12 protein-coding genes are annotated in these 13,604 nt (G+C 43.2%); 5 read left to right on the top strand and 7 right to left on the bottom strand.

Annotation, left to right across the window (positions count from 1 at the left end):
* Positions 1 to 30 precede the first annotated feature (30 nt).
* The 3 genes from ABID29_RS02130 to pyk all read left to right on the top strand — a co-directional run bounded on the left by ABID29_RS02130 (position 31) and on the right by pyk (position 5,801).
* Positions 31 to 3,144, top strand: coding sequence for a DNA polymerase III subunit alpha (locus ABID29_RS02130; RefSeq protein ID WP_354364144.1), 3,114 nt, complete (start codon positions 31 to 33; stop codon positions 3,142 to 3,144).
* Positions 3,145 to 3,226: 82 nt separating this feature from the next.
* Positions 3,227 to 4,237, top strand: a complete 1,011-nt coding sequence (gene pfkA / locus ABID29_RS02125) for a 6-phosphofructokinase (RefSeq protein WP_354364067.1) — start codon at positions 3,227 to 3,229, stop codon at positions 4,235 to 4,237.
* A 58-nt stretch (positions 4,238 to 4,295) separates the two neighbouring features.
* A complete protein-coding gene (gene pyk, locus ABID29_RS02120) occupies positions 4,296 to 5,801 on the top strand; it encodes a pyruvate kinase (RefSeq protein WP_354364065.1) in 1,506 nt (501 codons plus the stop codon).
* A 76-nt stretch (positions 5,802 to 5,877) separates the two neighbouring features.
* On the opposite strand, the gene manA is transcribed toward pyk, so the two are convergent.
* The 3 genes from manA to ABID29_RS02105 all read right to left on the bottom strand — a co-directional run bounded on the left by manA (position 5,878) and on the right by ABID29_RS02105 (position 9,128).
* A complete protein-coding gene (gene manA, locus ABID29_RS02115) occupies positions 5,878 to 6,819 on the bottom strand; it encodes a mannose-6-phosphate isomerase, class I (protein ID WP_354364142.1) in 942 nt (313 codons plus the stop codon).
* 206 nt (positions 6,820 to 7,025) lie between these two features.
* The gene (locus ABID29_RS02110; protein WP_354364063.1) at positions 7,026 to 8,159 is read right to left on the bottom strand and encodes an ABC transporter ATP-binding protein; all 1,134 of its coding nucleotides are present in this window, start codon (positions 8,157 to 8,159) and stop codon (positions 7,026 to 7,028) included.
* Positions 8,160 to 8,273: 114 nt separating this feature from the next.
* Entirely contained in the window at positions 8,274 to 9,128 is an 855-nt protein-coding gene (locus ABID29_RS02105) for a PucR family transcriptional regulator (RefSeq protein WP_354364062.1), read from the bottom strand.
* A 191-nt stretch (positions 9,129 to 9,319) separates the two neighbouring features.
* On the opposite strand from ABID29_RS02105, the gene ABID29_RS02100 reads away from it, so the two are divergent.
* Both ABID29_RS02100 and ABID29_RS02095 read left to right on the top strand, forming a co-directional pair.
* The gene (locus ABID29_RS02100) at positions 9,320 to 9,994 is read left to right on the top strand and encodes a response regulator transcription factor (protein ID WP_354364061.1); all 675 of its coding nucleotides are present in this window, start codon (positions 9,320 to 9,322) and stop codon (positions 9,992 to 9,994) included.
* A 79-nt stretch (positions 9,995 to 10,073) separates the two neighbouring features.
* Positions 10,074 to 11,318, top strand: coding sequence for a sensor histidine kinase (locus tag ABID29_RS02095; protein WP_354364141.1), 1,245 nt, complete (start codon positions 10,074 to 10,076; stop codon positions 11,316 to 11,318).
* Positions 11,319 to 11,485: 167 nt separating this feature from the next.
* Here the strand turns inward: ABID29_RS02095 and ABID29_RS02090 are convergent, their stop codons facing one another.
* The 4 genes from ABID29_RS02090 to ABID29_RS02075 all read right to left on the bottom strand — a co-directional run bounded on the left by ABID29_RS02090 (position 11,486) and on the right by ABID29_RS02075 (position 13,560).
* Positions 11,486 to 11,998: a DNA topology modulation protein gene (locus ABID29_RS02090; RefSeq protein ID WP_354364060.1), complete on the bottom strand. Its 513-nt coding sequence runs from the start codon at positions 11,996 to 11,998 to the stop codon at positions 11,486 to 11,488.
* 49 nt (positions 11,999 to 12,047) lie between these two features.
* Complete coding sequence (rpsT, locus tag ABID29_RS02085) at positions 12,048 to 12,296, bottom strand: 30S ribosomal protein S20 (protein WP_354364059.1); 249 nt, start codon at positions 12,294 to 12,296, stop codon at positions 12,048 to 12,050.
* A 53-nt stretch (positions 12,297 to 12,349) separates the two neighbouring features.
* Positions 12,350 to 13,270, bottom strand: coding sequence for a type I pantothenate kinase (gene coaA / locus ABID29_RS02080; protein ID WP_354364057.1), 921 nt, complete (start codon positions 13,268 to 13,270; stop codon positions 12,350 to 12,352).
* A 116-nt stretch (positions 13,271 to 13,386) separates the two neighbouring features.
* Complete coding sequence (locus tag ABID29_RS02075; RefSeq protein ID WP_354364056.1) at positions 13,387 to 13,560, bottom strand: hypothetical protein; 174 nt, start codon at positions 13,558 to 13,560, stop codon at positions 13,387 to 13,389.
* Between the last annotated feature and the right edge of the window lie 44 nt (positions 13,561 to 13,604).

Raw genomic sequence — 13,604 nt, 5'->3', positions numbered from 1 at the left:
AGTGACGGATTTAGAGAGGAAGTGATGGCAATGGTTGTCCAATTAGATACCAAGACGGTTTATACCTTTATGGACAGTGTGGTCGGGATTGAAGCCTATGTTGACCGGGCTAAGGCCATGGGGTATCAGGCCTTGGGGATAATGGATATTGACAATATGTACGGCGCTTTTCATTTTCTTGAAGCCTGTCAAAAAGCCCATATTCAGCCGATTTTAGGGGTGGAGCTGACTCTGAAATTTCAAGATCAACCGTTGAAAATTTATGCCCTAGCCCAGGATACAGCTGCCTATCGATCTTTAATGAAACTATCTACCCGTAAAATGATGGGAGAGTCATCCTTGGAGGACTACCGATCCTTCTTGGAGCAAGTCTGTGTCATCTTGCCTTATGCAGAGGGAGTTGATGACCTTGATTTGGGCTTTCCCTTTTACCTGGGCATCTTTCAAGATACACCAGTAGAAGATTACAAGCATCCTATTTTACCCTTACACACAGTACGTTATTTCGAAGACAGTGAGCGCCAAGTTCTTCACATGCTCCATGCCATTAGGGACAACCAGCTCTTGCAGGATACGCCACCTGTATTACAGGAGGGAAGTCTCCTCGCTCCGACAGCCTTAGAAGCCATTTTTAAAGAACGCTTTCCTCAAGCTTTTGTGAATCTGGAGGCTCTCGTTAAGACGATCTCATATGATTTGCCACGGGACTTGGTCTTGCCACGGTTCAATCGTGAGCGTCCAGCAGTCGAGGAATTGCGGGAGCTTACTTATCGAGGTTTGCAAGAAAAAGGTCTGACAGGTCCTGTTTATCAAGAGCGTCTGGAGACAGAACTTGATGTCATTCACCAGATGGGCTTTGACGATTATTTTTTGATCGTCTGGGACTTGTTGCGGTTTGGCCGTAGTCAAGGGTATTATATGGGCATGGGGCGCGGTTCAGCAGCAGGAAGTCTCGTAGCCTACGCTTTAGACATCACAGGGATTGATCCAGTGGCTAAGAATTTGCTATTTGAACGGTTTCTCAATCTTGAGCGGTTTAGCATGCCAGATATTGATATTGATCTACCCGATGTTTATCGGCCGGAGTTTCTCCGATACGTGCGAAAGAAATATGGCAGCGAGCACGCCGCCCAAATTGTGACCTTTTCGACCTTTGGGGCCAAGCAGGCCCTGCGAGATGTGTTTAAGCGCTATGGCTTGGCCGAGCATGAATTGACCCATTTGACTCGGAAAATCGGCTTTAGAGATAGTCTCTCTTCAGCTTATGAGCGCAATGCGAGCTTGAGGCAAACCATTGTCAGCAAACCAGAGTACCAACGAGCTTTTCAATTAGCACAGGCTATCGAAGGTCAGCCCAGACAGACCTCGATCCATGCGGCAGGTGTGGTCATGAGTGATGAGGATTTGACGGATCGTATTCCTCTCAAATGGGGAGAAGAGATGCTTTTGACCCAATACGATGCGCATGGAGTAGAAGCCAACGGCCTATTGAAGATGGATTTTCTCGGCTTGAGAAATTTGACCTTTGTGCAGAGAATGCAGGAGCGCGTGGCGGAGAAGTACGGACAACTTATCGATATTGCTAAGATAAACTTAGAAGATCCAGAAACCCTAGCTCTTTTTGCACGTGGTCAAACCAAGGGTATCTTTCAGTTTGAAGCTGCAGGGGCTATTTCTCTGCTCAAGCGCGTCAAGCCAACTTGTTTTGAGGACGTCGTTGCGACGACATCCCTCAATCGTCCAGGAGCAAGTGATTATATTGATAATTTTATCAAGCGACGCAGGGGGCAAGAGAGAGTTGATTTGCTGGATCCTGCCATTGCAGATATTTTGGGGCCGACTTATGGCATCATGCTTTATCAGGAGCAGGTCATGCAGATTGCACAGCGTTTTGCTGGATTCAGTCTTGGTAAGGCCGATATTTTACGAAGGGCCATGGGGAAGAAGAAACCTGAAGAGATGAGAGCCATGGCAGATGAGTTCTTGGCTGGTGCTTTAGCTCTCGGACATGACGAACCAAAGGCTAGGCAAATCTTTGCCATGATGGAGAAGTTTGCTGGCTATGGCTTTAACCGTTCCCATGCCTATGCCTACTCAGCCTTGGCCTTCCAGTTGGCTTATTTCAAGGCTCATTTTCCAGATGTTTTCTTTGATGTGATGCTCAATTTTTCAAGCAGTGACTATATCGAAGACGCGCTTAATTTTGGCTTCAAGGTGGCCAAGCTCCATCTCAATACCGTCCCATATTATGACAAATTTAATCAGGGAGCCATCCATCTGGGATTGAAAAATATCAAGGGTTTGTCCAAGGAGTTTGCCCATTGGTTGATTGAAAATCGTCCTTTCCAGAGCATCGAAGACTTTATGCGACGCTTGCCAGACAACTTTGCCAAGCCAAATCAGCTGGAACCTCTCATCAAAATAGGTCTCTTTGATCGTTTTGAGTCTAATCGTAACAAGGTGCTCAGCAACTACCAGGGCCTCAGGGAGCACAATAAACTAGGTCAGGCTAATCTTTTTGATGACAATCCAGATATGGCCTATAGCTGGACAGAAGTTGATGATTTTACAGAGGTGGAGAAGTTCCACCAAGAACAAGAAATCATGGGAATCGGCTTGAGTCCCCATCCCTTGATCCAATTAGCCAAGGAGGCTGCTTTGCCATATACACCGATTCGGGAGCTGGTGGCAGAAGGCCGAAGCACCGTATTGGCAGAATTCTTAGAGGCCAAGGTCATCCGAACCAAGAAGGGGGAGCAAATGGCTTTTCTGAAGGTCAGCGATACTCAGAATGTCTTGGAAATTACCGTTTTTCCAGAAGCCTATCGCCAATGGTTTCATCATCTGAAAGAAGGAGGCTTCTACTATTTTTCCGGGAAAATTCAGGAGCGTGATGGTCAGCTGCAAATGCTCTTGGATCATGTCGGAGAGCTTCCGACGGAGAAGTTTTGGATTCAATTGGATAATCACAGGCAAGACCAACAAGTAGCGGCTATTCTACAGAAGTTTACCGGACCTATTCCAGTTGTTCTGCGTTACAAGGAGACCAAGGAAACCTTACTGCCCAAGCACCTAGGTGTTCAGAAAACGGATACCTTGATAGAGGCTTTAAGAGAACTCAATGTGAAAACGATTTTTTACTAAAAAAACGTGAAATAGCCAGCAAAATCAAGCGAATTATGATATAATGAATAAGTTAGAATGAAAAAAGGAGCAAGAATAAAAAATGAAACGTATTGCTGTTTTAACCAGTGGTGGTGATGCCCCTGGTATGAACGCTGCAGCTCGTGCCGTCGTCCGAAAAGCCATTTCTGAAGGTATGGAAGTTTATGGGATTCAGCATGGTTATGCCGGCATGGTGGCAGGAGAAATCTTCCCACTCAACTCTCGTTCTGTCGGAGACAAGATTTCTCGTGGTGGAACGTTCTTGTATTCAGCGCGCTATCCTGAATTTGCCCAATTAGAAGGTCAACTAAAAGGGATTGAACAGTTGAAAAAGCATGGTATTGAAGGTGTGGTTGTTATCGGTGGTGACGGTTCTTACCACGGTGCCATGCGCTTAACAGAGCACGGTTTCCCAGCTGTTGGGGTACCAGGTACCATTGATAATGATATCGTCGGAACAGACTTTACCATCGGATTTGATACAGCTGTTAATACAGCGATGGAGTCTATTGACAAGCTGCGTGACACGTCTTCTAGCCACCGTAGAACCTTTATCGTGGAAGTAATGGGACGGAATGCCGGCGACATTGCCCTTTGGTCAGGTATCGCTTCTGGTGCAGATCAAATCATCATCCCTGAGCATCCTTACGACATTAAAAAGGTGGTTGAGAATATCAATGTTGGTTTCGCCAATGGTAAAAACCATCATATTATTGTTTTGGCTGAAGGGGTTAAGCCGAGTCATGAGTTTGCAGAAGATTTGAAGGCGGCGGGCTATGTTGGAGACCTTCGTTTTACAGATCTCGGCCATACCCAGCGCGGTGGTTCACCAACTGCTCGTGACCGTGTCCTTGCTTCTCGTTTGGGTGCGCATGCTGTTGAATTGCTGAAGCAAGGCATTGGTGGCGTTGCAGTTGGCATTCGCGATGAGAAGATCGTGACCAACCCAATTCTCGGTTCAGCTGAAGAAGGCGCACTCTTTAGTTTAGGTGAGGATCGTAAGATTATTGTCAACAATCCACATCAGGCAGATGTGAAACTGATTGCCCTCAATGAATCGTTATCTGTTTAATCAATTAGTATACAACAAATGCCCTAGGGGCTAGATGAAAAAGGAGTTTATCTAACTTATGAACAAACGTGTCAAAATCGTTGCAACCCTTGGACCTGCGGTAGAAACTCGCGGTGGTAAGAAGTATGGTGAATCAGGTTACTGGGGTGAGCCATTGGATGTGGAAACATCTGCTCAAACCATCGCTAAACTGATCGAAGAAGGTGCCAATACCTTCCGCTTCAACTTCTCACACGGTGACCACGCAGAGCAAGGGGCTCGTATGGCGACGGTTCGTCGTGCTGAAGAAATCGCTGGCCGCAAGGTTGGTTTCCTTTTGGATACAAAAGGACCTGAAATCCGTACAGAAGTTTTTGAAGGTGGAGAAGATTTCTTTGCTTACACGACTGGCGAAGTGATTCGTGTTGCTACTAAACAAGGTCTCAAGTCAACTCGCGAAGTGATTGCTCTGAACGTTGCTGGTGGTCTGGATGTTTATGACGATGTTGAAGTCGGCAAGCAAATCTTGGTTGATGACGGTAAGCTTGGTCTGACAGTTATCGACAAAGATATCGCAACTCATGAGTTCATCGTAAAAGTTGAAAATGATGGTCTTATTGGTAAGCAAAAAGGGGTGAATATTCCTTACACCAACATTCCTTTCCCTGCACTTGCAGAGCGTGATGATTCAGATATTCGCTTCGGTTTGGAAAATGGCTTGAACTTTATTGCGATTTCCTTTGTGCGTACTGCCAACGATGTTAACGCTGTGCGTGCAATCTGTAAAGAAACAGGTAACGAGCATGTCCGTCTTTTTGCTAAAATCGAAAACCAGCAAGGGATTGATAATTTGGATGAAATCATTGAAGCTTCTGATGGTATCATGATTGCCCGTGGTGATATGGGGATTGAAGTACCATTTGAAATGGTTCCAGTTTATCAAAAGATGATTATCACAAAAGTGAATGCTGCTGGTAAAGTCGTAATCACTGCGACCAACATGCTTGAAACCATGACTGAGAAACCACGTGCGACACGTTCAGAAGTATCAGATGTCTTCAACGCCGTGATTGATGGTACTGATGCGACCATGCTTTCTGGTGAGTCAGCAAACGGTAAGTACCCAGTTGAATCTGTTCGTACCATGGCAACAATCGCTAAAAACGCTCAAGGTCTCTTGAACGAATATGGGCGTTTGGATTCTTCTGAGTTCGAGCGTTCAGGTAAGACAGAGGTAATCGCCTCAGCGGTTAAAGACGCTTGTCACTCAATGGACATCAAATTGGTTGTTACTGTGACAGAAACTGGCTATACTGCACGCGCTATTTCAAAATACCGTCCAGATGCAGATATCTTAGCGGTTACTTTTGATGAGTTAACACAACGTGGCTTGACTCTAAACTGGGGAGTAATCCCGGTTGTTACAGATCGTCCAAACACTACCGACGACATGTTTGAGTTGGCAGAAAGAGAAGCCCTCAAAGCTGGTTTGGTAGCATCAGGTGACAATATTATCATCGTTGCTGGTGTACCAGTCGGTGTTGCAGGATCTACCAACACCATGCGTGTTCGTACTGTGCGTTAATAACGCTATACTGTATAAGGAAAAACCTCTTCTTGGTGCTAAAATCAAGAGGAGGTTTTCAGTATTATAGGACAATCTAGATATGACTGACAACAAGGGATAGATTTCCTGTGTAAGACCATTTTTGAATAGAAGTAGGCAGGATAAAGTGATCGCCTTTTTTGATGGGGTATTCTTGGCCGTCACAAATGAGAATACCTAAACCATCAATGACAGATATCAAGCTGTAAGGGGTTGTTTGCTGGACAGTTATTGGCCCATCAATATCCCATTTTTCAACAGTAAAGAAGGGATTTGTCACCAAAGTGGTCAAGGAGAGATGGTCAATATGGACATGGCTAGGTGTGCTGTTTTGTGGTTTTTCTATGCTAAGCACATCCAAGGATTGATTGATATGAAGGGGACGGGCCTTCCCTTGATCATCCAAGCGGTCAAAGTCATAGACACGGTAGGTCGTATCGCTGGACTGTTGCGTCTCTAAAATCAGGATACCAGGACCAATAGCATGGAGGGTCCCGCTAGGCACGTAGAAAAAGTCTCCCGTCTGGACAGGAGTATAGGTTAGAAGCTCCTCCCAAGCGCCTTCATTAATTTTCTCTACCAATTCATCACGGGTCCGTGCTTGATGACCGTAGATGATTTGGGCACCAGGATCAGCATGGAGCACATACCAGCACTCGGTTTTTCCGAGCTCTCCTTCATGCTCTAGAGCGTAGGTGTCATCTGGATGGACTTGGACGCTTAGCCATTCATTGGCATCCAAAATTTTGGTTAAAAGCGGAAAGACAGGACTTGTCGGATGGCCGAAGAGTTCAGGGTGGTCCTTATAAATTTGATCCAAAGTCTGTCCTGCCAATGAACCATTGATGACAGTAGAAGGGCCGTTGGGATGAGCAGAAATGGCCCAATATTCACCGGTTGTCTCGCTAGGAATATCGTAGTTAAAGAGTTTTCGTAGTCGATTTCCTCCCCAAATTTTCTCATGCATGGTTGATTGTAAAAAGAGGGGCTCAGTTATTCTTTCCATATTAAACTTACCTTTTCAAAATTAGACTAATAGGCACTTTATGGCCTTCTCATATGATACCATATCCTTTTTGAGAAATAAACTGCTAACGCGACTGGAGTATTTTCTGTTGTCTATCATTTGGTGGTAAGTAAAAACAGACCTCTTTTTGAGAGGCCTGCATTCTTTAGGGAGCCTAAAGATATCGTTAGCCATAATTAACGGATAGCTTTTTCTGTCAAAGCATCAAAGAAGTGTGCCTTGTTCATGTTGAAAGCAAGTGTTACGATTTCACCTGGTTGATGGTAATCACGGGCATCTACGCGAGAGATAAACTCAGTGTCATCAATCTTGCTGTAGAGCATGGTCTCAGCGCCCAAGAGCTCAGAGACAACGACTTCAGAATGAATGGTAGAATTTGCATAGGCTTCTAGTTCAAGAGCAGAAGCTTTGACATCTTCAGGACGGATTCCAAAGATAATCTCTTTGCCATTGTAGCCTTGTTCTTCTAAGAGTTTACGTTTGCCTTCTGGCAAGGTGATGTTAAAGTTGCGACCGTTGGTTAGGACACCATTTTCGAGTTTAACATTGAAGAAGTTCATGGCAGGAGAACCGATGAAGCTAGCAACAAACTTGTTGGCTGGTTCGTTATAAAGTTCTTGAGGGCTACCGATTTGCTCAACGCGGCCAATAGTACCAGTGCCAGAAGGGTTCTTGGTAGAGCTCATGATAACGATACGATCTGCCAAGGTCATAGCTTCAGTCTGGTCGTGGGTAACGTAGATAGTGGTAGCTCCGATACGGCGGTGAATTTTAGAGATTTCAGCACGCATGGAGACACGCAATTTGGCATCCAAGTTAGAGAGTGGCTCGTCCATCAAGAAGACTTTAGCATCGCGGACGATAGCACGTCCCATGGCTACACGCTGGCGTTGACCACCAGACATGTCTGCAGGCTTGCGGTCCAAAAGTTCAGTCAAACCAAGGATGGCAGCAGCTTCCTTCACGCGACGGTCGATATCTTCCTTGGAATATTTACGCAACTTAAGACCGAAGGCCATGTTATCGTAAACTGTCATGTGTGGGTAAAGGGCATAGTTTTGGAAGACCATGGCGATATCGCGATCTTTTGGAGCCACATCGTTCATCAGTTGGTCATCGATGTAAAACTCACCTTCTGTGATGTCTTCAAGACCAGCAATCATACGAAGAGTAGTTGATTTCCCGCATCCAGAAGGGCCGACGAAAACGATAAATTCTTTGTCTTTGATATCGAGGTTGAAATTTTCAACAGAGTAGTGGTCGCTACGTTCATAGCGCTTGTAAATATTGTTTAATTTGAGTTGGACCATGAAAGGTTCCTCCTTGTAAGATTATAAATTTATTATAAATGAAAACGCTCTTATTTTCTTGTGCAAGCTGATTGAAAAAAAGTAATCGTTCTTGTGCAACTTGCACAAGAACGATTAACGATTAAGAAGGGCAAGGTAGCAGACGGCTAAGTCATCCATATTTCTGAGCGAAAGTCCGGTCTGTTCTTGGAACTTGTCCAAGCGATATTGTAAGGTGTTACGGTGGATATAAAGATTTTGAGCTGTTTTTGTCAGAACAGCCTGGGTACTCCAAAGCGAGAGAATGGTCTCTGCTAAATCCTCATGATGGGTAATGAGGCGGGCAAGGAATTGATAGAGCTTACTGGTCTCTTTTTGCCTTTGATTGGACAATAGTAACTGGCTAAAACTGGTAACTTGCTCATGTCTAGCTGTTCGGAGCAAGTATTGAAAGAGATTTTGTTCTAGTTGAAAAAGACTTGGCCAGTTATCTTCCAGGTAATCAGGCCAAATTTGACCGATGGCAACCGAGATTTTCATTCCAAAGTCAAATTCTAGACTGGGCAAGGTTTCCTTGAGGAGATCTTCCACCTGGAAGTAAGTCTCTTGGTTTAAAACCAAACAAAAATCATCTGTACCTAAACTAAAAAAGGAAATCCTGTTCGGAAAGAAAGTTGCCAGGCTCTCTTGGCAATCCTTGATCAGATCTTTCTGAGGATGATGGAGATGGACGTGGAGCCACTGGAGATTCTTTGATGATTGGGGGGCTTGTCCCTGCCCATAAACCAAGTAAGCCATCCAAGGGGTAATTGAATCCGTTGAGGCTTTCGCATGTTGGGCGGCTTGAATCAGATATTGTTCACGGGGACTGAGTAGAGCTGGGTCAAAGCTCAGCCATTGCCCATCTTCCAAAGGTAGAGCTAAATCGGTATCAGTTGGAGGAAAGCTCAGGCGCCTTGCTTCTGGAAATAAATGATGAAATTCAGACACAAAAAACTCCTTTTAAGGGAAATACTTCTGATAGTATACCATATTCTTAAGACCGCGTCTTAAACTGGATGAGGTTTCTTTAAGGAAACTTGAGTAAACTAGAGTAGGGAGTTGTTCAATGATTTAGTATTGGAACAGCCTTTTTAGAAAAAACATGCTATAATAAGGAAATAAGCAAAGGAGACAGTGTTATGATTAAAATTTTATTAGTGGAAGATGATTTAAACCTCTCGAATTCGGTCTTTGATTTTTTGGAGGATTTTGCTGATGTTACTCAGGTTTTTGATGGTGAAGAAGGGCTGTACGAGGCGGAGTCTGGTGTTTATGATTTAATCCTGTTAGATTTGATGCTGCCTGAAAAAGATGGTTTTACAGTTCTTAAAGAACTGCGGCAAAAAGGGATTTTCACGCCAGTTTTAATCATGACGGCTAAGGAGAGTTTAGACGATAAGGGGCACGGTTTTGAGTTGGGGGCAGATGATTACCTGACCAAACCCTTCTATTTAGAAGAACTCAAAATGCGGATTCAAGCGCTGTTGAAACGTTCCGGAAAACTGACAGAGAATCAGCTTTCGTATGGTAATGTATCTGTTAATTTGTCTACCAATACTGTTCAGATTGATGGTAAGGTAGTAGAATTTTTGGGCAAAGAATTTGATTTGCTGATTTATTTCCTCCAAAACCAAAATGTCATTTTGCCCAAAAACCAAATTTTTGACCGTATTTGGGGCTTTGACAGTGATACAACCGTTTCAGTTGTAGAAGTTTATATGTCTAAAATTCGTAAAAAGTTAAAAGGGACTACATTTGAGTCGAATCTTTCGACATTAAGGAGTGTGGGGTATATTTTAAAACATGAGGGATAAATTCAGAAAAATGCTAAGGTCAGATACCTTCGCTTATTTTCTCCGCTATACTAGTATCTTTAGTTTTGTTTTTCTCATAATGACTGTGATTATTTTACAAATCATGGCAGCGACCCTTTATCGAACAACGGATGAGGCTCTTCTGCAATCTGCTGAAAAACCTGAAAAGATCATTCTTCTAGCTCAAGTTCGTTCTATCCTAGGACCTGATATTAGTGAATTTAAAATTAAGGCAGATCCTAAGAATGAGAATCATAATCCAAGCGGTTCAGATCAAATTCTCCGAGCACCTGCAAACAGCAATGTGATATTGTTTGATGATGAGTATACTATTGTTAGTGACAATGATTCAACCCTTGGTTTAGATGGAATTAAACCCAATTTTTCTGATTTGAATACTGTTAGAGAAGTCTCAGTTAAAACAACGTTTGACAGGATAGATGATTATCGATATATTGTCACTAAAGTTTCTGAAGATGAGGGGTTTGAGAACATCACCTATGCGATGTTATTGATTAACGTTAGTCAGTTGAAACTGATGAATGCAGAGAATAAGAAAATTGTCATGGTGGTTATGGCATCATTTTGGTTAATCTCTATTTTAGCTTCAGTTGCTTTGACTGTATTGACCATTCGGCCAATTCGTGAGGCTTATGAAAAGCAAAAAGCCTTTGTAGAGAATGCTAGTCACGAATTACGGACCCCTTTGACAGTTTTGCAAAACCGTTTGGAAGCCCTCTTTCGAAAACCAGAAGCAACCATTATGGATCAGTTTGAAGCGATTGCCTCTAGCTTAGATGAAGTTCGAAATATGAGGATTTTAACGACTAATCTGCTAAATATTGCCAGGCGGGATGGTGACTTCCAAGTTACTATAGAGGATATTCAGCCAGAGTTTTTTGAGACAACTTTCGACAATTACAGCCTGATTGCAGATGAGACGGGCAAACGGTTTGTAGGGCATAATTTGGTACGGCAAACGATTCGCATGGATATTACGCTGTTGAAACAAGTTTTGACTATCTTGTTTGACAATGCGGTCAAATACACGGAAGATGACGGTGATATTTATATGGTATCACGTCTTCGTGATCGGCAGTTGGTCATCACTGTTGAGGACAATGGAATTGGAATTGCTGATGAAGATAAAAAGAAGATTTTTGATCGTTTTTACCGTGTTGACAAGGCGAGAACTCGCCAGAATGGTGGCTTAGGTCTTGGGCTTTCTCTAGCTAAGCAAATTGTTGATCGGTTGGGTGGGCAAATCACTATTCAGGATAGATATCCTAAGGGGACTGTTTTTGAAGTGAGATTACCGCTTTAAAATACTAACACTCATAGAAAACCAGATGTAAACAAGGATTTTCATGGAGTATGATTGCTACAGTAAGGCAGCTTAACAATCTATAAATTTAGCATAAAAAGGCTTGAGTTTTAGAGAAGACTCAGGCCTTTTAAATACACTTGGAAAAAATACGATGTTTAGTCACTCTAAGACGATAGTTCCTTAAGAAAGGTATCAATAGCCTTTTGGCTCCTAAGAGTGATCATCTTATCAGGATACTGGGTTTGTATTGCTTTATAACGCTTCCTAGCGCTTCGGGTTCGTCCATGGTAAAGCACCCAGAGGATAAATTCTAGGTCTAATTTTTCTGGACAATCTGCTGCCATATCCTCTCGGACCTGTCCCTTGTTTTGCCAATAACGTTTGATGACCCGCCAGAGGGATGAGTAGCGAGGGAAAAGAAGTAGGATGATTTGGTCGGCTTCTGCCAATCGGCGTTCATAATGCGCAAAACTATAATTTCCTTCTATAATCCAAGAAGAGTGAGAATCCATAAACTCCCCCAGATCAGTAATTAGATCCTCTTTGGGGCGATCCTGCCAGTTAGGTAAGAATTGGAGAGTATCAAGATGCAATTTAGGGGTCTGATAGCGGTGGGCTAAGGTCTTGGCCAAGGTGGATTTTCCACTACCAGAGTAGCCCAGAATCGCAATTTTCATAAAAACCTCCAAGAGATAAAAGAAAACCACCATGCGGTGGTTGACAGTATTAAGCCAATTTAGAAGCAAGGCGTGCTTTGTCGCGGCTAGCTTTGTTTTTGTGGATCAAGCCTTTAGTTTCTGCTTTGTCGATCGCTGAGCTAGCAGCGCGGAAAAGTTCTTCAGAAGGATTTGCTTCGAAAGCCTTAATCGCAGTACGCATCGCTGATTTTTGTGCTGAGTTTTTTGCGTTTTGAGAAACGTTTTTTTCAGCGCGTTTGATAGCTGATTTAATATTTGCCAATGTTTTCACCTCCATCTTAATCTAACCATACCATTATATCTGAATTTAGGGGCTTTGACAAGCATTATTTATTTTTTTAGCAAGATTTTATCAATTTTATGGTTGGCCGACTTATGGAGAATGATTTCAGCTCGACTGCGCGTAGGTTGGATATACTGTTGCAAGTTTGGGAGATTGATGGTTTGCCAGGTGTCTCTGGCCACTTGAATCGCTTCGCTGTAAGGAAGTCTGGTGAAGCGATGGTAGTAGTTGTTTGGATCATGCTCAGCCAATTCGAGCAGTTTGGTGAAGCGTTCCAGGTACCAATTTTCAATGTCCTTTGGCTCAGCATCTACATAGATAGAAAAGTCAAAGTAATCGCTGATGTAGAGGCCTTGGTTTTGAGGATTTTGGAAGACATTGATGCCTTCAACGATTAAAAAGTCAGGAGCCGTAATGATTTGTGACTGGTCTTTTAAGATATCATAAGTCTCATGAGAATAGATAGGAATCTCGACTTCTTGGCCATTTTTGATGTTATCCAAGAAATTTAACAGAAGTTCCATGTCATAGGATTCAGGGAAGCCTTTACGAGCCATCAGATTCCTCTCTTTAAGAACGGCATTAGGATAGAGGAAACCATCGGTGGTAACCAGTTCAACACGGGCGTTTTTAAAGGTTCGAGACAAAAGCATTTGTAAGAGCCGACTGGTCGTAGATTTGCCTACAGCGACTGAACCAGAGACGCCTATGATAAAGGGTCGTTGGCGGATTTGCTCTTGAATAAAGAGGCTTTTGGAGAAGGAGAGGTCCTCGCTGGCTTTTTTATAGATACGAATCAAGCTGGTTAGCGGCAGGTAAATATCCGTCACATCCTGAAGGCTAATCTGGTCATTTAGGGACTTGACAGATTCCAACTCTTGAGAAGTTAAGGGAGGAGTGGTTTTGCGGTGCAACTTTTGCCAGTTGCTGCGAGAAATAATCTCAAAGTTAATAAATTCATTTAACATATAGGCTTCTTTCATATGATAATTAGTTCTATTATAGCAAAAAATGGTGCCTTAGCGCTACTTGAAGTCGTCATCTAGCAAAAAATGCCTCGGTCATAAAACCAAGGCATTTACCATTATGATCGCTTGCGACTGATGGAAAAGAGCAGGCTTGAAATAAGAATTGATATTCCTCCGATGATACGGTAGAGGTCTTGTGTGCTTCCCCGTTCTAGCTGAAAACTAGATAAGAGTAGATAGCAGGCGATTATACCGATAAGGATAGATAGTAGTTTTAGTCCTGTTTTCACTTGTCGTCCTCCTTTTACATTTATATAGACTACTGGCTAGGAAT

The sequence above is a fragment of the Streptococcus rupicaprae genome, from assembly GCF_040545225.1.
Taxonomy (GTDB): Bacteria; Bacillota; Bacilli; order Lactobacillales; family Streptococcaceae; genus Streptococcus; species Streptococcus rupicaprae.
This window is presented reverse-complemented; position numbering and strand designations above follow the sequence as displayed.